The 19,710-nt window shown below is 61.4% G+C and carries 20 protein-coding genes; 14 read left to right on the forward strand and 6 right to left on the reverse strand.

The genetic code is table 11. The features are described 5' to 3' along the window. Positions 1 to 21: 21 nt before the first annotated feature. Entirely contained in the window at positions 22 to 882 is an 861-nt protein-coding gene (locus tag NQ490_RS03745) for a transporter substrate-binding domain-containing protein (protein ID WP_007047511.1), read from the reverse strand. Between the two features lie 506 nt (positions 883 to 1,388). On the opposite strand from NQ490_RS03745, the gene thrS reads away from it, so the two are divergent. Further along, entirely contained in the window at positions 1,389 to 3,179 is a 1,791-nt protein-coding gene (gene thrS, locus NQ490_RS03750; protein ID WP_007047513.1) for a threonine--tRNA ligase, read from the forward strand. Positions 3,180 to 3,347: 168 nt separating this feature from the next. Next, the gene (pnuC, locus tag NQ490_RS03755) at positions 3,348 to 4,073 is read left to right on the forward strand and encodes a nicotinamide riboside transporter PnuC (RefSeq protein ID WP_007047514.1); all 726 of its coding nucleotides are present in this window, start codon (positions 3,348 to 3,350) and stop codon (positions 4,071 to 4,073) included. Positions 4,074 to 4,113: 40 nt separating this feature from the next. On the opposite strand, the gene NQ490_RS03760 is transcribed toward pnuC, so the two are convergent. Further along, complete coding sequence (locus NQ490_RS03760) at positions 4,114 to 4,452, reverse strand: hypothetical protein (RefSeq protein WP_007047515.1); 339 nt, start codon at positions 4,450 to 4,452, stop codon at positions 4,114 to 4,116. 155 nt (positions 4,453 to 4,607) lie between these two features. Here NQ490_RS03760 and NQ490_RS03765 point away from each other — a divergent pair, with 155 nt between their 5' ends. From NQ490_RS03765 to NQ490_RS03820, 12 genes are all read left to right on the forward strand, one after another. Further along, positions 4,608 to 5,486: an ABC transporter permease gene (locus tag NQ490_RS03765; RefSeq protein ID WP_007047516.1), complete on the forward strand. Its 879-nt coding sequence runs from the start codon at positions 4,608 to 4,610 to the stop codon at positions 5,484 to 5,486. A 13-nt stretch (positions 5,487 to 5,499) separates the two neighbouring features. Next, on the forward strand, positions 5,500 to 6,783 hold the full coding sequence (locus tag NQ490_RS03770) for an ABC transporter ATP-binding protein (RefSeq protein ID WP_007047517.1): 1,284 nt from the start codon (positions 5,500 to 5,502) through the stop codon (positions 6,781 to 6,783). Further along, positions 6,780 to 7,757 carry a glycosyltransferase family 52 gene (locus NQ490_RS03775; protein WP_007047518.1) on the forward strand — a complete coding sequence of 326 codons (978 nt, stop codon included), beginning with the start codon at positions 6,780 to 6,782 and terminating at the stop codon, positions 7,755 to 7,757. The genes NQ490_RS03770 and NQ490_RS03775 overlap by 4 nt, the downstream gene beginning before the upstream one ends. A 25-nt stretch (positions 7,758 to 7,782) precedes the next feature. Then, a complete protein-coding gene (locus tag NQ490_RS03780; RefSeq protein ID WP_007047519.1) occupies positions 7,783 to 8,517 on the forward strand; it encodes a 3-deoxy-manno-octulosonate cytidylyltransferase in 735 nt (244 codons plus the stop codon). Then, complete coding sequence (locus NQ490_RS03785) at positions 8,510 to 10,069, forward strand: aldolase catalytic domain-containing protein (protein WP_007047520.1); 1,560 nt, start codon at positions 8,510 to 8,512, stop codon at positions 10,067 to 10,069. The genes NQ490_RS03780 and NQ490_RS03785 overlap by 8 nt, the downstream gene beginning before the upstream one ends. A 3-nt stretch (positions 10,070 to 10,072) precedes the next feature. Then, complete coding sequence (locus tag NQ490_RS03790; RefSeq protein ID WP_007047521.1) at positions 10,073 to 10,582, forward strand: KdsC family phosphatase; 510 nt, start codon at positions 10,073 to 10,075, stop codon at positions 10,580 to 10,582. A gap of 14 nt (positions 10,583 to 10,596) precedes the next feature. Then, positions 10,597 to 13,170: a DUF2142 domain-containing protein gene (locus NQ490_RS03795; RefSeq protein ID WP_007047522.1), complete on the forward strand. Its 2,574-nt coding sequence runs from the start codon at positions 10,597 to 10,599 to the stop codon at positions 13,168 to 13,170. A gap of 16 nt (positions 13,171 to 13,186) precedes the next feature. Continuing rightward, complete coding sequence (locus NQ490_RS03800; RefSeq protein ID WP_007047523.1) at positions 13,187 to 14,329, forward strand: glycosyltransferase family 4 protein; 1,143 nt, start codon at positions 13,187 to 13,189, stop codon at positions 14,327 to 14,329. Position 14,330: 1 nt separating this feature from the next. Continuing rightward, on the forward strand, positions 14,331 to 15,050 hold the full coding sequence (locus NQ490_RS03805; RefSeq protein ID WP_007047524.1) for a glycosyltransferase family 2 protein: 720 nt from the start codon (positions 14,331 to 14,333) through the stop codon (positions 15,048 to 15,050). Between the two features lies 1 nt (position 15,051). After that, positions 15,052 to 15,411 carry a DUF2304 domain-containing protein gene (locus NQ490_RS03810; RefSeq protein ID WP_007047525.1) on the forward strand — a complete coding sequence of 120 codons (360 nt, stop codon included), beginning with the start codon at positions 15,052 to 15,054 and terminating at the stop codon, positions 15,409 to 15,411. A 60-nt stretch (positions 15,412 to 15,471) separates the two neighbouring features. After that, a complete protein-coding gene (locus NQ490_RS03815) occupies positions 15,472 to 15,759 on the forward strand; it encodes a hypothetical protein (protein WP_007047526.1) in 288 nt (95 codons plus the stop codon). Between the two features lie 69 nt (positions 15,760 to 15,828). After that, positions 15,829 to 17,046: a hypothetical protein gene (locus NQ490_RS03820; protein ID WP_007047527.1), complete on the forward strand. Its 1,218-nt coding sequence runs from the start codon at positions 15,829 to 15,831 to the stop codon at positions 17,044 to 17,046. Between the two features lie 45 nt (positions 17,047 to 17,091). Here the strand turns inward: NQ490_RS03820 and NQ490_RS03825 are convergent, their stop codons facing one another. From NQ490_RS03825 to NQ490_RS03840, 4 genes are all read right to left on the reverse strand, one after another. Next, positions 17,092 to 17,529, reverse strand: a complete 438-nt coding sequence (locus tag NQ490_RS03825; RefSeq protein ID WP_007047528.1) for a CD1247 N-terminal domain-containing protein — start codon at positions 17,527 to 17,529, stop codon at positions 17,092 to 17,094. 70 nt (positions 17,530 to 17,599) lie between these two features. Continuing rightward, positions 17,600 to 18,160 (reverse strand): elongation factor P, encoded by a 561-nt coding sequence (efp, locus tag NQ490_RS03830; protein ID WP_007047529.1) that lies wholly within the window; start codon positions 18,158 to 18,160, stop codon positions 17,600 to 17,602. A gap of 126 nt (positions 18,161 to 18,286) precedes the next feature. Beyond that, on the reverse strand, positions 18,287 to 19,147 hold the full coding sequence (locus NQ490_RS03835; RefSeq protein ID WP_007047530.1) for a TIM barrel protein: 861 nt from the start codon (positions 19,145 to 19,147) through the stop codon (positions 18,287 to 18,289). Then, entirely contained in the window at positions 19,140 to 19,649 is a 510-nt protein-coding gene (locus tag NQ490_RS03840) for a YqeG family HAD IIIA-type phosphatase (RefSeq protein ID WP_007047531.1), read from the reverse strand. Before NQ490_RS03840 ends, NQ490_RS03835 begins: the two co-directional genes overlap by 8 nt. Positions 19,650 to 19,710: the final 61 nt, after the last annotated feature.

The following is a 19,710-nucleotide window of genomic DNA, read 5'->3' on the forward strand; positions in this document are numbered from 1 at the left end:
TTCTCCTTTCGGGAGAACCGCTTATTCGGCGGTGATGTACTTGTCGATGATGCTCTGCACCGTGCCGTCGGCCTTCAGCTCAGCCAGGGCACCGTTGATGGCATCCAGCAGCTGGGTGTTGCCCTTGGCAACGCCGATGGCGTACTCCTCATTGGCGTACTCGGTGTCCAGAATTTTCAGACCGGGGTTGGCCTTGACGAACTCCTGGGCGGGGGCATTGTCGATGACGACGCAGTCCACCTGGCCGTTCATCAGAGCCTGCACAGCGGTCAGACCGTTGTCGTAGGGGGTGACGTTCTCTTCGCCGAAGCCGCCGTTCTCCACGGTGTCGGAGCAGTACAGGTCACCGGTGGTGCCGCGCTGCACACCGATCATCTTGCCGGTCATGTCGTCGATGGAGGTGATGTCGGAATCCTCGGGAACGATAACCACCTGGATGCCGTTGGCGTAGGTATCGCTGAAGTCCATGACGGTCTGGCGCTCGTCGGTGACGGTGACACCGGCCATGACCATATCGCTCTTGCCGTTCTGGGCGGCCAGCAGGGCGGCGTCAAAATCCATGTCGTCGATCTGGAGCTCCAGGTCCAGCTTGTCGGCGATGGCCTGGGCGATCTCCACGTCGATGCCCTCGAAGCTGCCGTCATCAGCGGTCATCTCGTACGGGGGGAAGGCCGCGTTGGTGGACATGGTCAGCTTGCCGGGGGTGACGGTGGTCACTTCGGCGGCAGCGGCCTCAGAAGTAGCTTCCTCGGTGGAAGCGGCCTCGGAGGAAGCAGCTTCGGAAGAGGAGGCGGCGGACTCGCTGGGAGAAGCGGAACCGCCGCAGGCGGCCAGGCTCAGCACCATGGCGGTGCCCAGCAGCAGAGCAGTGAGTTTTTTCATGTGTTATACCTTCTTATCTTGATATGATTTCAGAAACAGCCGGACCCTCACCCGGCTATGTGACCCAGTATAATTGCATAAATATGTAAAGTCAATGTATAAAATCAAATTTTGGCGTTTTGCGGACTGGACACCGGGGCCTGCGCCCTTTTTTGTGCAAAACAGCGGGAAAATTTTTGGGCTTGACTTCCCCGCCGGGTTGTGCTATAAAAGAATTAACTTCATCCTGTTGAAAGCTGTGAGGCGGACAAACGGGGTGCGGCAAGGCGTTTTCAGAGAAAGCTGCCGCGGATATTGCCGCGTGGTGCAAGCAGCCCGGACGCAGACCACACCTTTACCACCGCCGAGTGTGGGGGCGAACCCCCGCCGGGTACGGCCCGTTACAGCCGCCGCGAGTGGCGCTTTCCTTATATAAAGCGCAAGTTGGGTGGAACCGTGGAGTATTTGTATGCTTCATCCCTGGGAACAGTAAGGGATGAAGCATTTTTTATTTGGAGGCAGCTACCATGAAAATCATCTACAAGGACGGCACCGTGGCGGAATGCCCGCAGGACCAGGAACTGCACGTTCTGCGCCACACCGCCGCACACATTATGGCCCAGGCCATCAAGCGCCTGTACCCTGAGGCGGACTTCGCCTTTGGTCCCGCCACCGAGAACGGCTTCTACTACGACGTGGATCTCGGCGACACCAAGCTCACCGACGAGGATCTGGCCGCCATTGAGAAAGAGATGCGCAAGATCTGCAAGGAGAACCTGCCCATCAAGCCCTTTATCCTGCCCCGCGACGAGGCTCTCAAGCTGATGCAGGAGCGCCAGGAGCACTACAAGATCGAGCACATGTCCGATCTGGCCGATGAGACCGAGTTCAGCTTCTTCCAGCAGGGTGAGTATGTGGACATGTGCATCGGACCTCACCTGACCTACACCAAGGCGCTGAAGGCCTTCAAGATCACCCAGCAGAGCGGTGCTTACTGGAAGAACGACAAGGAAAACAAGATGCTGACCCGTATCAACGGTGTGGCCTTCCACAACCAGGAGGAACTGGAAGAATGGGAGAAGCAGCAGCAGGAAGCCCGTGAGCGCGACCACCGCAAGATCGGCAAGGAGATGCGGCTGTTCATGACCGACGACCTGGTGGGCCGCGGTCTGCCCATGTTCCTGCCCAACGGCTATATCGTGTGGCAGCAGCTGGAGGATTATATCAAGCAGAAGGAGCGCGAGCGCGGCTATCTGCATGTCATGACCCCCTGCATCGGCACCGTGAACCTCTACCGCACCTCCGGTCACTGGGATCACTACCGTGAGAACATGTTCCCCGCCATGGAGATGGAGGGCGAAAGCTATGTGCTGCGTCCCATGAACTGCCCGCACCACATGATGATCTACGCCAACCAGCCCCATAGCTACCGTCAGCTGCCCATCCGCATCGGCGAGATCGCCCACGATTTCCGCTACGAGTCCAGCGGCACCCTGAAAGGCATCGAGCGCGGCCGTCACTTCTGCCAGAACGACGCCCACCTGTTTGTGACGCCGGAGCAGATCAAGGACGAAGTAGCTGCCGTCTGCGCCCTGATCTTTGATGTGTACAAGGATTTCCACATCACCGACTACCGCTGCGTGCTGTCGCTGCGCGACCCCGCCGACAAGAAGAAGTACCATGACGACGACGCCATGTGGAACCACGCCGAGCAGGCCCTGCGGGAAGTGCTCACCGAGCTGGGCATCCAGTTCACCGAGGAGATCGGCGAGGCTGCCTTCTACGGCCCGAAGCTGGACGTCAACGTCAAGCCCGCCGTGGGTGCCGAGTACACCCTGTCCACCTGCCAGCTGGACTTCTGCCTGCCTGCCAAGTTCCACCTGACCTATGTGGACAAGGACGGCAGCGAGAAGACCCCCGTGGTGCTGCACCGCGCCATCCTGGGTTCTCTGGACCGCTTCATGGCCTACCTCATCGAGGAGACCAAGGGCCGCTTCCCCACCTGGCTGGCCCCTGTGCAGGTCAAGGTGCTGCCCGTCAGCGAAAAGACGCTGGACTACGCCCGCGAGGTCAACGACAAGCTGAAAGCCGCCGGCATCCGTGCCGTGCTGGATGAGTCCAACGAGAAGATCGGCTACAAGATCCGTCTGGCCCAGCAGGAGGACCGCGCCCCCTATATGCTGGTGCTGGGTGCCAAGGAAGTGGAAGCCGGCAACATCAGCGTGCGCAACCGCAAAGGCGAGACCACGGCCATGGATCTGGACGCCTTTGTTGCCCAGGTCAAGGACGAGATCGCCAACAAGGTGTTCAACGTCTGATTTTTCCCCAATGACAAGAGGAAGTGCCTTCGGGCACTTCCTCTTTTTGGTAAGGGTTGACTTTCGGCAGGCGATATGCTATCATAGCCTCGCAACTGAATAGAAACAAACTACCACCGGGTAGGTAATGCATAACGCATTCGTTTTGTACATCGTAGGTCTTTGAAGATGTACAGGCGGATGCGTTTTTTTACGGAGGTTATTATGTCTGCCAAGCTCAAATACTTCACCAAAGCCGAATGGACCCTGTGGGGTGTCTCGGTCCTGATGATCGTGGGCACCTTCCTGCTCTTCCAGCAAAGCGACTATCTCTCCCTGACGGCCTCCCTCATCGGGGTGACGGCCCTCATCTTCAACGCCAAGGGCAATCCCTTCGGGCAGGTGCTGGGCATCGCCTTCTGCCTGCTGTACGGCTATATCTCCTTCACCTGTTCCTATTACGGCGAGATGATCACCTATCTGGGCATGACCGCCCCCATGTCGCTGTACGCCCTGATCTGCTGGCTGCGCCACCCCTACGGCGCCGGCCGCGCCGAGGTCAAGGTGGGCAGCATCTCCCGCCGGGAGGGCGTTTTCGCCGTGGTGCTCAGCATCATCGTCACCGTGGTGTTCTACTTCATCCTCCGGGCCTTCGGCACCGCCAACCTGCTGCCCAGCACCTTGTCGGTGACCACCAGCTTCCTGGCCGTCTACCTGACAGCCCGCCGCAGCCCTGCCTTCGCGGTGGCCTACGCCGCCAACGATCTGGTGCTCATCCTGCTGTGGGGCCTGGCGGTGGCAGAGGATCCTTCCTATCTGTCGGTGGTGGTCTGCTTTGTGATGTTCTTCGCCAACGATATCTACGGTTTCATCAACTGGTCGCGAATGCGGCAGCGTCAGGCAACCGCCGCATGACAAAACCCCGGCAGGGAGTTTTCTCCCTGCCGGGGTTGCTTTATTTTTTCGCGTTTTTCCGGCGCCATTCTTCGTCCGCCTCCCGGCGCCATGCCTTGCTTTTCCGGTCGACGTAGAGGGCGTACCCGAGGGCCGGCAGCGAGAAAAGCACCGTCAGCCCAAAACCCTTGAGCAGCGGCAGCGGAAACGCCTTGAGCACAAACCCCAGAATAAACCAGCTGACTCCAAAAATCACCATGCCGATCCCGTTCATCCGGATATAATCCGGCGTCCAGCTCTTGTATTTGTATTTTTCCGGAATGTTCTGAATGCCCAGAATCCCGAGAATTCCATAACCAGTCCAGAATACGCTGAGAACCCAAACGGTAGGGACGCTCATGGATGTACCTCCTTTTGGCAGACCACTTCTTCTGCGCTGAGTATACCATGTCCGGCGCCGCCGCGCAACACCGGGACGCTCTGTTGTATTTTCGCAGGTATTGTGGTAAAATGTAGTATCTATTGGTATGCTATTCTAAAAGGAAAAGGTGCCCTATGGCTGAAAACATCCAAACTTCCCGCCCCGCCGACGACGGCTGGACGACTGTCATCCGCCCCCGCAGCGGCTGGTTCGATATCAACCTGAAAGAGCTGTGGCAGTACCGCGACCTGACCCTCATGTTCGTCAAGCGCAACTTCACGGTGCTCTACAAACAGACCATCCTGGGTCCCGCCTGGATCCTGCTGAACCCGCTGATCACCACCCTGATCTTCAACGTGGTCTTCGGCAACATGGCAGGCATGCCCACCGACGGCGTGCCGGGCTTCCTCTTCTATATGGCCGGCAACACCGTCTGGACCTTTTTTGCCAACTGTGTCAACAACACCGCCAACACCTTTGTGACCAACTCCCAGGTGTTCGGCAAGGTCTACTTTCCCCGGCTGACCATGCCGGTGAGCCAGGTACTCACCAGCCTCATCAACTTCCTGATCCAGGCCGCCATGTACCTGGTGTTCTGGCTCTACTTCTTCGCCACCGGTGCCGAGGTGCACTTCACCCTGTGGACACTGGCGGTGCCGCTGGTCATGCTCCAGGTCATGCTGCTGGGGCTGGGTGTGGGCATCATCGTCTCCTCCCTGACCACCAAGTACCGAGACCTGGCCATCGCCGTGGGCTTCGGCGTCCAGCTGTGGATGTACGCCTCCCCGGTGGTCTATCCCCTCTCCATGCTGGATGAGAGCCCCCGCCTGAAAGTGCTGGTGGAGCTCAACCCCATGACCGCCCCCATCGAAGTGTTCCGGGCGGCCACCCTGGGCACCGGCAGTGTATCGGCAGGGGCCATCCTCTACAGCGTGGCGTTCACCCTGGTGGCGCTGGTGCTGGGCGTGGTGCTCTTCAGCCGCATCGAAAAAACCTTTATGGATACCGTGTAAGGAGGGGGCCGACATGTCTGCAAATGAAAAACGCCCCGTCATCCAGGTCACGGGACTGAAAAAGCAATACAAACTGGGCCAGATCGGCGGCGGCACCCTGACCCACGATCTCCAGAGCTGGTGGGCGCGGGTCCGCGGCAAGGAGGACCCCAACACCGTCATCGGCACCGACCAGCGGCTGTTCGGCCAGACCTTCATGGCGCTGAACGGCGTGGACCTGACGGTCTACCAGGGGGAAGCGCTGGGCATCATCGGCCGCAACGGCGCCGGCAAATCCACCCTGCTGAAGCTGCTCTCCCGCATCACCGCCCCCACCGAGGGTGAGATCCGCATCCGGGGCCGGGTGGCCTCCATGCTGGAGGTGGGCACCGGCTTCAACAACGAGATGACCGGTCGGGAAAACATCTATATGAACGGCGCCATCCTGGGCATGACCCGGGCGGAGATCGACGCGAAACTCCCTCAGATCATCGAATTTTCCGAGTGCGGGGACTTCATCGATACTCCCGTCAAGCGGTATTCCAGCGGCATGTTCGTCAAGCTGGCCTTCGCCGTGGCCGCCCATCTGGACAGCGAGATCATGGTCATGGACGAGGTCCTGGCCGTGGGTGACATGAAGTTCCAGCAGAAATGCCTGGGCAAGATGAGCGACGTGGCCAACCAGGACGGCCGCACCGTCCTCTACGTCAGCCACAACATGAGCACCATCCGCCAGCTGTGCAATCGCTGCATCGTGCTGGACAAGGGCAAGGTGATCTTTGACGGCGACGTGGAACAGGCCATCGCCATCTATATGGACACCACCGACGTGAATGTAGTGCACTACGACCTGGCCAACGTAGCCCGCATGACCGGCAGCGCCGGCAAGCGGTTCCGGCTGGAGACCCTGGACTTTGTGGGCAAGGAATCCAGCGTCTTTGCCGACACCGAAAAGATGCGGGTGAAGATCACCTGGCGGGTGGCGGAACCCTTCGCGGGCATCCACATGAAGATGAACCTCCACGCCCGGGACTCCACACCCGTGGGCATCACCCATCCGGTGGACCTGGGCGCCGCCCAGCCGGGTCAGCTCTACACCACCGTGTTTGAATTTGACCCCAGCCTTCTGGGCGAGGGACAATACTATTTCTACCTGGATATTTTTGACGGGGCGCTGCGCCAGGCGGTCTGCCTGGACAAGCCGGTGACGGAGTTTGCCTTTGAGGTCACCAACAGCGACCTGACCATGCCCGAATGGGCCGCCGGCTGGGGCCGCATCCACTTCCCGCCCGTCAAGCTGCTGGAGGCGGAGGCATGAAACCCAATCTGTATATCTGCCACACGGCCTACCAGGTGCTGGTGGACCTGCTGCGGGCGGGCCGGGCCGAAGGAGGCCCCCACACCATGGTACTTTCCGCCGCGGTGGCCGACGCCGAAGCCCTGGCGGTCCGGCTGGACAAGACCGGCGTGGTGCAAACCGTGCTGGTGGATGAGACCCGCTGGCCCGGCACCGTGACAGGACCGCTGGCCGCTCTGCGTGCCCGCCGGGCCTTTGAAAAGCTCTGCGGCTGGAAGCTGGACCGCGGCCGGTATGAAAACGTGTATATCCATAACGACTGGAGCGTGCTGGGACGGTATCTCCAGGACTGCCATGCCGGGTACATCCTCTGCGAGGACACCTTCGGCAGCACCCTGGGGCCCGACCAGCATCTGGTCACCGACCAGCGCGCCGCCCCGGATTTTGCCCAAAAGCAGAACTCCGGCAAGGGATATCTCTACTGGGGGGACAGCCCCTGGTGCAAGCTCGTGGAGAGCGAGGACGCCAGCCGGTGCACCCTGTTCGGGCCCGAAAAATTGGTCACCGACAGCAAAGGAGCGCTGCTCCAGTCACTGACCGACGCCGAAAAAGCCATGGTGCGCACCGTCTTTCTGACCCAGCCGCTGCCCGAACAGGCCGAGGGCGCCACCCTGCTGTTGCCCCGCAGCTTTGTGGCCGACGGGCTGATGACCCAGGAGCACCAGGACGCCATGTTCCGGGCGGTGGCCGCCCGCTATGCGGTGGGGCCGCTCTTCATCAAGACCCACCCCCGGGACACCACCGACTATCAGGCACTCTTTCCCGATGCGGTGATCCTGGAACGCACCATGCCCAGTGAGGTACTTAACTTCTGCCTGCCCTTTACCTTCCGCCGGGCCGTAACCGTGCAGAGCTTCGTGCTGCGGGGCTTTACGGCGGCCGAGGAAAAGATTCTCCTCACGCTGGAGGAGGCCCAGGCGCTGATTTCCCAATAAAATCCGTTTACAGGAGGTTTTCCCCATGAAAACGATCGCTGTGATCCCCGCGCGGTACGCCAGTACCCGCATGCCCGGCAAGCCCCTGGCTGATGTGCTGGGCAAGCCGATGATCTGGTGGGTGTACCAGGCTGCCAAGGCCTGTCCCAAGCTGGACGACGTGCTCATCGCCACCGACGACGAGCGCATCGCCGACGCCTGCAAACAGTACGAGATGCAGTATCTGATGACCAGCCCCGACCACGATACCCCCACCGGGCGGATCTGGGAGGTCAGCACCAAGGTGGAAGCCGACCTGTACCTGCAGCTGATGGGGGACGAACCGCTGGTGAATCCGGCGGCCTTCGACCTGATCCTGCCCGACACACTGCCTGAGGATCCCTACTACGTGGCGGTGCTGACCAACATCATGGAGCATCCCGCCGACGTCATCGACTTTTCCAACCAGAAAGTGGTGACCAACGCAGCCCGGGAGATCCTGCTGATCTCCCGCAGCCCCATCCCCTACCCCAAAGGCACGCTGGATTTCGAGTACGAGAAGGTCACCGGCATCCAGCTCTACAGCAAGCAGGCTCTTGCGTTCTATCACGAAACCCCCAAATCCATTCTCGAAAAGGCCGAGGAGAACGACATGATGCGGTTTATCGAGAACGGCCACAAGGTTCACGCCATCGTGAGCCCCTACAAGACCGTCAGCGTGGACACCCCCAAGGATCTGGCGCTGGTCAACGAGATTTTGAAGGAGAAACATCATGCCTGACATCAAACTGCTGGACTGCACGCTGCGCGACGGCGGCTACATCAACGACTGGCGCTGGGGCTTCGGTTCGGCGCGGCGGATCATCCAGTCCCTGACCCGGGCCGGCACCGACCTGGTGGAGGTGGGCTTTCTGCGCAACGTGGAGGGCTACGACCCCGATGTGACGGTCTGCAACACCATCGAGGAGCTCAACCGCCTGCTGCCCGACGAGGGCCAGCGTGGCCACACCCTCTACTCCGGCATGGCCATGCGCTCCAACTATGACATTTCCAAACTCAGCCCCTACGACGGCCATGGCATCGAGCTCATCCGCATCACCGCCCACGACTACGATATCCGGGACGGCATGGACTTTGCCCGGGAGGTCAAGGCCCGGGGCTACAAGCTGTCCATCAATCCCATCAACATCATGGGCTACAATGACAAGGACCTGCTGTGGATCTTCGACCAGGTCAACGCCATCCATCCCTGGCAGTTCTCCATCGTGGACACCTTCGGCAGCATGCGCCGCCGGGATCTGGAGCGCATCGTCTCCCTGGCCGACCACAACCTGGCCCCCGACATCCGGCTGGGCCTGCATCTGCATGAAAACATGGCCCTGAGCTTCTGTCTGGCCCAGGAATTCATCGACAAACCCCTGCTGCGGGACAAAACCGTGGACGCCAGCCTGATGGGCATGGGCCGCGCCCCCGGCAATCTGCCCATCGAACTGGTGGCGGACTACCGCAACGAGACCGGCAGCTGCCACTACGACCTGGACGAGATCATGGACGCCATTCAGGACCACATCGCCCCCATCAAGGGCGAAAGCGAGTGGGGCTACACCCCCGCCTACTTCCTGTCGGCCCGGTTCAACCTCCACCGCAACTACGCCGAGCATCTCCTGAACAAGGGCGATCTGACCAACCGGGACATCAACCACATCCTGGCGGCCATCGATCCCGGCAAGAAGACGGTGTTTGATGCCGCCTACGCCGACAAACTCTACACCGAGTACCGCAACCGCCGCATCGATGACGAGGCCGCTTTGGCCTCCCTGCGGGATGCTTTTGCCGGGAAGAAAGTCCTCGTGCTGGCCCCCGGCGCCTCTCTGGCTACCGAGGAAGGCCGCGCCGCCGTGCAGGCTGCCCAAGCCGATGTGACGGTTTCGGCCAACTTTGTGCCGGACTTTGTCACGCCCGGCTATGCGTTTTTCACCAACGCCAAGCGCTTTGACGAGGAGAGCGCCTACCCCTGCCCGGTGATCCTGACCAGCAACCTGCGCGCTCACGCCGCAGCCACCGTGGTGAACTACGACCGGCTTTCCGGCACCGACGCCCAGGGCGGCAACAGCGTGCTGATGCTGCTGCGGCTGCTGCGGCTGTGCGGCGCTTCAGAAGTGCTGCTGGCCGGTGCCGACGGCTACCGGCCGGGGGCTCCCGCCTACGCTGACGCCGGGCTGCACACCCACACAGGCCGCGGCGACGCCTACAACGCCCAGATGGCCGGTGCCATCCGGGCTGCCGGACTGCCGGTGCGGTTCCTCACTCCCAGTGAATACGAAAGGGCGTAACCCATGATTCGTTTATTGGTCCTGGATGTCGACGGTACCCTGACGGACGGCGGCATCTACTACGATTCCCACGGCACCGAGATCAAAAAGTTTGCCGCCAAGGACGGAGCCGGGCTGCTCATTGCCCATGCCGCCGGCATCCGGGTGATGATCTGCACCGGACGGGAAGGCGAGCCGGTGCGCCGCCGGGCCGCCGACCTGAAAATCACCGATGTGTACCAGAACGTACAGGTCAAATCGGATTTTCTGCGGAAATTCATGGCGGAAAACGGCTACACCAAAGAGGAAGTGGCCTACTGCGGCGATGATATCAACGATCTGGCGGCGATGAACCTCTGCGGCTTTGTCGCCTGCCCCGCCGACGCTTCGGACATCATCCGGGCACGGGCGGATTACATCTGTCCCCAGTGCGGCGGCCATGGGGCCGTGCGCGGGGCCGTACAGAAAATTCTGGAAACGGACGGACGCTGGAAAGATGCGGTGTTTGCCGCCTTCGGCGTACCGCTGGATTGAACCGGAGGGGTTGTATGCCGGGCAGACCCAAACTGAAAAAACTGGATAAACCACTGTTCTGGGCGGCGGGCACGCTGGCGGTACTGCTGGCGGTCTCGGTGCTGGTGTGGCTGGCCCTGGTGCGTCCCGAACTGGGCAAAGGCCGGTCGGAATCCATCAGTGACGACTACAGCGCCTCCACCATCCTGCAGGACGGTCAGACCGCCAGCCAAACTTTCACCTTTGACGAGAATCTGCTGGCTGTGGGCGTGGAATTCTACCTGCCGGGCGGCCAGCCTGAGGGCGAACTGGAACTGGTGCTCACCGACGCCGATACCGGCGAAGAGCTGGCCCGCTCCACCGGCGTGATGGGCTACATCGTGCCCGCCCAGTACACCGTGCTGGGCCTGGACCGGGAGGTGCAGGGCACCGCCGGGCGGCGGTATCAGCTCTCGCTGACGCCCCACTACACCGGAACCGACGTGCTGGCCATCGGGCACAGCAGCGGTGTGGCCCTCTGGCAGGACCCCATGCAGCTGGATGGCTCCCCGGTGGACGGCACCATGGCCGTCCAGGTGACCTGCCAGCGCATCGGCGGCTATCTGACGCGGTTTTTCCTGCTGATCTGCGGTTTTGCAGCCCTGCTGGCCGCCTTCACCGTCTGGGCAGTGCTCAGCCGCAAAGTGCGCCTGCCCCGCCTTGTCTTTGTGCTGGTGCTGGGGTTGGGTGTACTCTACAGCTTTGTGCTGCCCCCCTACGCCGCTCCTGACGAGAAATACCACATCAACCAGAGCTTTACCCTGGCCTGCCGATGGGCGAATTTCTTCTCGGACGACGGATGGCAGATGGGCCATGTGCCCACCACCACCAGTTTCCGCCGGGAGACCGATGTGGATGCCACCCTGCAGGATGAGAACACCACCGTCTTCACCTGGCAGGAATTCACCGGCACACTGTTCACCACCACCGACGCCTCCTTCGACAGCCACCAGGAATACGCTGAACTGCAGACCGACCAGAATCCGCTGCTTTACCTTGTCAGCGGTGCGGCGGTGTTTCTGGCCTATCTTCTGCATTGGGGCTTTACGCCGGCGCTGGCCCTGGGACGGCTGGCGAATCTGCTGCTCTTTGCCGCTTTGGCGGCCTGGGCCGTGCGTGTGGCGCCTTTCGGCAAGCGGGTGTTTGCCGCGGTGGCTTTGCTGCCCATGACGCTCCATCTGGCGGCCAGTTTCAGCCGGGACGCCCCGCTGCTGGGGCTTTGCTTTGCCTTTACGGCCCTGGTACTGGATGCCGCCTTCGGCCCCGATTCCCACAAAGTCCTCTCCCCGGCACGGTTGGCGGCTTTGCTGCTCACCGGCGTATTGCTGGCCCCCGGCAAAATGGTCTATCTGCCCCTGGCGGCCCTGGTACTCCTGGTGCCCGGCCTGCGGCTGGGCCGCTATGCCAACGCCAAGAAAGCCGCTTATCTGGCCGCCTGCGTCCTGCTGGCCCTGGTGCTCAATACCGGCACTCTGGCCGGGGCCACAGCCTCCTCCTCCGAAGAGGCAACCGCTTCCACCGTGGCCGAAACCACCGGGTTTTCCCCGGTGTCCCGCACCGAAAAGGCCCGGCCAACCGAACCGGATGACGCCTACGAGGACCTCATCTGCGGCGAGAATACACTGGAAAATTATGTCCGGCGTCTCTACTACTATGTGGAGGATACCCGCGATCCCGCCCAGAGCGAGGTGGATTTCTGGGTACAGGCTCTGAAAGAGGGCGACGTATCCCCGGTGGTGCTGGGGCAGACCTTCCTGTTCAACACCGATAAGATCAACAGCTATACCGACGGGGAGGACGTTCTCTCCCAGGCGTCGCTGGCCCTGCTGGGCGAGGATCTTGTCCAGACCGGCAACACCGATCTGGCCGCCGACTATGCCACCGGCGGCGCGCAGGCGGTCTACAAGGTCGTCTACAGCCTGGAGTACTGCAAGGAGCGCTTCGCGGAACTGGGCCTGGAGCCCGGTGTCATGGATGACCGTCTGCCACTCGACCGGGATACCATCGCGGCTGAAGTACAGGCGGCCCAGGCCACCCGTGCCACCCAGAGCGTGACCGACGAGGCCGACAGCATCACCTACACACCGGGCTATATTCTGACCCACCTGTATGACACGGTGTTGCTGCTGGTGCGCTCCGCCGTGGAAAACGGCGACCACTATCTGCGCACCCTGGTGGGCGGCAGTCTGAGCTACTATTCCCTGGATCTGGCCTGGGGCTGGGTGGTTCTGCTGTATCTGCTGCTGGTTTACGCGGCGCTGCCGGTGCAGGGCGCTTCCCTGCTGCCTGTCGGTCGCGGCCGTGTCTGGTGTGGGATGGCCGCGGTGCTTTGCTGCCTGCTGGCGGTGGCGGGATGCCTGCTCTGGACCCCCACCCATTACGACACCCTCTACGGCCTGCAGGGGCGGTATTTCCTGCCCGTGCTGCCGTTGCTTCTGCTGGTCTGCCTGCCCCGACAGGTGGCCCGGGTAACGGATGAGGACACCGCCACGGTCCGTCTGATGGGGGCCCTGGCCCTGACCCAGTTCGGCGTACTGATGAATACCATGCTGGCCGTCATCGCAAGATAACGGCAGAGGAATTCCTATGACTTTCTGCTTTTTCTCGGCGCAGTACCTGCCCACCCCGGGCGGTGTGGAGCGCTATACCTGGAATCTGGCGCGTCGCTGTGTGGCGGCGGGACATCGCGCCCTCATCGTGACCAGCGCTCTGCCGGGCCTGCCGTCCCGGGAACGGGACGCCGACGGGCTGGAGATCTACCGCCTGCCGGCCTTTCCGGTGATGGGCGGGCGTTTTCCTGTGCTGCGTCCCCTGGCACCGGCGGAGGATCTCTGGGCCCAAGGCATCGATTTTGCGGTCATCCAGACCCGGATGTACACCCAGAGCGTCTGGGCGGCAAGGCAGTGCCGCAAGCAGGATATTCCCGCCCTGGTCATCGACCACTCCACCGGTTACATGATGCACGGCGGACTGGGCGGCTTGCTGGGACGCTGGTATGAACACCTGGCCTGCGGCATCATCCGGCACTGCGGATTCCCGTTCTACGGTGTTTCCGGCGATGTCTGCCGGTGGCTGGGGACCTTCGGCATCACGGCGGCGGGCACGCTGCCCAATGCCGTGGACCCGGAGGAGCTGACTTCTCTGGCGCAGGCCGAGCCGCATACCGACTGGCGGCAAAAGCTGGCGGTTCCGGCAGAAGGCCACCTGATTGCTTTTGTGGGACGGCTGATTCCCGAAAAAGGAGCATTCCAGCTGGCCCAGGCCGTGCAGCAGCTGCCGGGATGTGTGCTGGCCGTGGCCGGCACCGGTCCCGAGGAGGAAAAACTGCGGGCGCTGGGCGGTTCTGTTCAGGTGCTGGGCGCGCTGCCTCACCCGCAGATCATTCAGCTGCTGGACCAGGCGGACTGCTACTGCCTGCCCACCGAATACGCCGAGGGGTTTCCCACCACACTGCTGGAAGCCGCGGCCTGCCGCTGCCCCATTGTATGCACCCACACCGCCGGCACCGGCGAACTGCTGCCTGACGAGGACTATGCCGTCTATCTGGAAGACACCCGCCCCGACACCCTGGCAGCCGCGCTGCGCACCGTTCTGGCAGACCCGGAGGCAGCCCGGACCCGCGCAGCGCGCACCTTTGAAAACCTGACGGCCCGCTTTACATGGCAGGCGGTCTTTGCTACAATGATGAAAACGGCGCAGGACGCCCGGACGAGCGCAAAAAGGAGTTAAGATGTCGAAATTGCTCATCGTGATCCCCGCTCACAACGAGGAGGACAACATCGTACAGGTGGTGGAAAACCTGACGAGCCGGTACCCCGAATACGATTACGTGGTGGTCAACGACGGCAGCCGGGACAAAACGGCTGCCATCTGCCGGGCCCACGGCTACCGGCTGATCGACCTGCCCATCAATCTGGGTCTGGCAGGCGCCTTCCAGACCGGGCTGCGCTATGCGGCGGACAACGGCTACGACTGCGCCATGCAGATGGACGCCGACGGCCAGCACAAACCGGAATACATCGGTCCCATGCTGGAAGCACTGGAGGAAGGCAACGACATCGTCATCGGCAGCCGGTTCCTGACCGTGAAAAAGCCCAAGACGCTGCGGATGCTGGGCAGCTACATCATCAGCTGGTCCATCCGGCTCACCACCGGCCGGGCCATCTGCGACCCCACCAGCGGCATGCGAATGTTCAACCGCGCCATGGTGGAGGAATTTGCCCAGAATCTCAACTACGGACCGGAGCCTGATACCATCAGCTACCTGATCAAGAACGGTGCCACCGTCAAGGAGGTCCAGGTGGAGATGGGCGAACGCACCGCCGGGCAAAGCTACCTGAATCTCTGGAACAGCATCCAGTATATGGTCAAGATGTCCATTTCCATTTTGCTGATCCAGTGGTTCCGCAAGCGCGACACTGAGACCCCCTACCCCGAAAGGAGCCTGTGATATGTTCGATCAAACGATCATCCGCATCTGCCTGATCGTGGGCAGCCTCTTTACGGCAGGCTTCATCCTGCGCCGGGTGCGGCTGGCCAAGGTCCAGATCGAGGACACCATCTTCTGGCTGGTGTTCAGCGCGGCGCTGCTGATTCTGGCCATCTTCCCCGGTATCGCCTACTGGGCGGCCGATCTGCTGGGCTTCATGAGTCCCATCAACTTCGTCTATGTGGTCATCATCTTTTTGCTGCTGGCCAAGCAGTTCTTCATGTCCATCCGTCTCAGCCAGCTGGACAGCAAGGTCCGGATGCTCACCGAACAGGTCGCCCTGAACCAGGAAAAAGTGGAGCGCGACAAATTAGATTTGTAATATATGCCTAACTGTGGTATAATGGTATAATAGTAATATGAGCGAAAGAAGGTTTCCGCTATGGCATTCACGCCCAAACTGACCTATAAAGGCCGTCCGCTGGTGCGCTGCGGCAATGACATCTATTATGGTTCCATGACCGATCCCTACATCGTCTACCTGCAGGTGCTGAGCAACCGCCAGGAGAACGGCGTGGAAGTGGCCGACAAAGTCCATCTGGTACTGCTGTCCACCGACGCTTCCAAGCCGCTGCCCGAGCGCATCGTCCGCCAGGCCAACCGTGTGGGGCTGTTCAACGCGCTGTCCTTCGGTGACATCATGCTGCAGGGCGCACTGCAGAAAAAATAAGGCAGACAAAAAATTCCCGGCACTGATTTGCCGGGATTTTTTTGCTTTCAGGACAAAGGAGGGATTATTATGCGCAGCCGGGACCATGCCGCAGCGCTGGGCGGTATTCTTGCCTGTCTGGGGCTGGCACTGCTGCTCTACCATTCCCTGGCAGGCGGCACACTGCTGAGTTCCAACCCCTACGACAGTTATTCCCTCCAGGCAGAGAACTGGCTGGCCGGGCGCAACTATATCGCCAATGGAGAAAACTATCCCTGGCTGGAACTGGCAGTCTATGAGGGACGGTATTACCACTCTTTCCCGCCGGTGCCGGTGCTCTGGATGCTGCCCTGGGTAGTAGCTTTCGGCAGCGCGGCGGCTGTTCCCTCCAATTTGGCGATGGCGCTGCTGGCCCTGCTCTGCGCAGCGGGCTGCTACGCCTGCTGCGCCCGGGCCGGGCTGCTGCCCGAAACCGCTGCCTGCCTGACGCTCTTTGTCAGCTTTGGCTCCAATGCGTTCTGGCTCGCCACCAGCGGCGGCGTCTGGTTCCTGGCCCAGATGCTGGGGCTTTGTCTTGCGCTGTGGGGGTTGTTCTTTGCCCAGCAAGAGACGGCGCTTTCCACCGCGGCCGCCTCCCTGTGCATGGCCCTGGCGGTGGGCTGCCGGCCCTTCTACGCGGCACTTCTGGCCGTCTGGTTTCTCTGCCGGGTCGTACGGAACCGCCGGGCCTTGACCGCCCGGATACTGTTGCCTGCCCTGTTGCCGGCGGCGCTGGTGGCCTGCGGCCTGATGGGATACAATGTCGCCCGCTTTGGCAATCCCCTGGAGTTCGGCCGAATGTATCTTCCGGAATTTGCCCGCGGCGGAGATCCCCAATTTTCTCTTTCCTATCTGCCGGGCAATCTTGCCAATCTGCTGCGCCCTGTCACACTGGACGGGAGCCTCCAGCTGCATTTTGAGGTTTTCAACGGCTTTCTGTTTTTTGTAGCCAATCCCCTCTTCCTGCTCTGGGCTCTGCGCGGAGCGTCCTGCGTTATGCACAAAGAGCCTCGGACCGGGAAACTGCCCCTGCCCACCCAGGGATGGTTTCTTGCCGCCGCCGGCACAGGCACAGCGCTGCTGTATTGCCTGCACCGCACGCTGGGCGGCTGGCAGTTCGGGGCAAGGTATCTGGTGGATCTTTTCCCCTGGGTGATCCTCTGGTTCCTGGCCCGGCCCGCCTGGCGTCCCCGCTCCGGGGCCTGGACCTTGTGCGGTGCCGCCATCCTCTTCAACCTTTACGGTGCACTGTATATGCTGCAGACATAAAAAGTCCCCGGCAGAGATCTGCCGGGGACTTTGCTGTTTATTGAATTACTGATCCTGCTGATCGGTCTCCGCCGGAGTTTCCTCCTCGGTACCCTCCAGCTCGATGTCAAAGGCCGCACCGCAGTTGGGGCAGACCAACTCGGACTCCTGATCCAGCAAGGTCTCCTCGTCCACAGTGGAAACAGCGCCGCAGTTGGGGCAGGTCACCTCATAGAGGTCCTCACTGTCCTCGTCGTCGCCTTCCTCGTCCTCCTCGTCACCGTACAGGTCGGCCACCACATCGTCCAGATCCTGGTCCAGCGTCTCCAGCTCATCGTAGACCTGGTCCAGGGCGTTGTCGTGCTCGGTCACGCTGGCTGCCATCTCCTCCAGCAGGTCCATCATCGCTGCAATGACCTTGCCGTTCTTGGATGCGGGGTCAAATTCCATGCCAGTCATCAGGCCGCGGATGTAGGCGGCTTTTGCATTCAGATCCATAGCCATAGTGCTTTTCCTCCGTTTGCTTGTGTCAAAAAGAGCCGGGCGCGGCGGTATGCCATGCCCGGCAGAGAAATCAGTTGACGCGCTCCATATACTCGCCGGTGCGGGTATCGATGCGGACCTTGTCGCCCTCGTTGATGAACAGCGGCACACGAATCTCGGCACCGGTCTCCACGGTGGCGGGCTTCAGGGTGTTGGTCGCGGTGTTGCCCTTGATGCCGGGCTCGGTGGCGGTGATCTCCAGCTCGACGAAGTTGGGGATTTCCACGCTGAAGACCTTGCCCTTGTAGCTCAGCAGCTTGCAGGTGTCATTCTCCTTGCAGAACTTGAAGTTCTCGGGCACGTCGGAGGCGCTGACGGGAATGTCGTCGTAGGTCTCCACGTCCATGAAGTGGTACAGGCCGCCGTCCTCGTAGGAGTAGGTGACCTCTTTACGCTCGATAAAGGCCTGCGGGAACTTGGCGGTGGGGTTGTAGCTGGTCTCAACCACGGAACCGGTGATGACGTTCTTGGTCTTGGTGCGCACGAACGCGGCGCCCTTGCCGGGCTTGACGTGCTGGAACTCAACGACCTGAAGGACCTGGCCGTCCTGTTCGAAGGTAACGCCGTTGCGGAATTCGCCTGCAGAAATCATATAAAAATTCCTCCAATAATAGAATGGTACTACATAGCTGTATCTATTTTACAGGATACTGCGTCGTTTTGCAAGACCCGGGCTGCTTTTTTTGGGTCCTTTTCGCTAATTTTTTGCCCCGGACCTTCACAAAGCGGCGTAGGTGCGCCCCAGCACGGCGGCATCCTCGGCCTGGGTGCCCGCCGATTCACAGATGATGGTGGGTGCCAGTCCCCGCTCCTTCAGCAGCGCCAGCAGCGGCGCATGGGGCGGGCCGTATTCCGTATCAGCAAAGGTCAGATGGCATTTTTCGCCGCCCTTGGTGTAGGCAATGCGGGAAAAATGAGCATGGAAACGAGATGCACGTTCCGGCCCCAGCACCTGCAGTTTGTCCAGCAGCGCGGCATAGTCCTCCGTGGCTGTTGCTTCGGCAAACTGCACGCCCTGGCTGCGGGCATACAGATGGCCGAAATCAATGCAGGGGGTGATGCGCTCATCCACCTGGCACAGCGCCAGCACCTCGTCCAGCGTCCCCAGCTGATTGACCTTGCCCATCGTCTCGGGACAGAGGATGCAGTCTGCGAACCCGGCGGCATCGCAGGCCTCCACGGCGCGGCGCATGGTATCCAGCGCCTTTTCCAGGGCCTCCTCCCGGCTCTGCTTGCCGCAGGAACCGGTGTGGAAGATCACCCGCCGGCCCCCCAGCGCCTTGACAAGGGCACAGCTCTGCAGCAGATAGTCAATGCTGTGCAGACGCTTGTCCTCCTCGAGGCTGGACATACTGATATAGTAGGGCGCATGCACCGACAGCGAGATATTTTTCTCGGCGCAGGCTTTGCCCAGCGCCTCCGCTTTGTCCAGCGCCAGCCGCACGCCGCGGCCGCACTGGTATTCGAAGGCCGTAAGCCCGAACCCCGCCGTGTAGGACGCAATGCCCTCCGGGTCAAACTTCTTGCCGGGGTAGCTGTCCGACAGGCCTGCCGACCCGAAACGCGGTGTCTCACTCATAGAGTTTGCCTCCCTTTTCGTAATACCGCCGGATCCAATGGGGTTCATACTTCCGCTTGATCTGTACGCTGCGGGCTTTATCGTGGGGTGTGCGGGGCAGCAGGAACAGACAAGGGATGCCGTACAGGCCCGCCGCCATCCGGTCGGCGTAGATCTGATCCCCTACCATGGCCATCTGGGATTTTTTGACACCCAGCCGGTGACGCGCCACCATCAATCCCAGGGGCAGCGGCTTGCAGGCCATGGACACCCAGGCCAGACCGATGCGCTCCGCAAAGGGACGCACCCGCTTGGCCGTGTTGTTGGAAACGATGGTCAGGCTTATGCCGGCCTCCCGCATCTCCTGCAGCCAGGCCTGCACGCTGTCCTCCAGCACCTGGCTGCCGTCGCCGGTCAGGGTGTTGTCCACATCCAGCACCAGCGCCTGGATTCCCTTTTGAGCCAGAAACTCCGGGCGGATGGCCTCCACCCTGCGAAAGATATATTCCGGGGTCAGGATCATGGTTATGCTCCTTATACAAAAAGTGCAGGCCCGCGCAAAACGCGGGCCTGCACAGTCGTTC

Origin of the sequence: Subdoligranulum variabile (genome assembly GCF_025152575.1) — a bacterium.
GTDB classification, from domain to species: domain Bacteria; phylum Bacillota; class Clostridia; order Oscillospirales; family Ruminococcaceae; genus Gemmiger; species Gemmiger variabilis.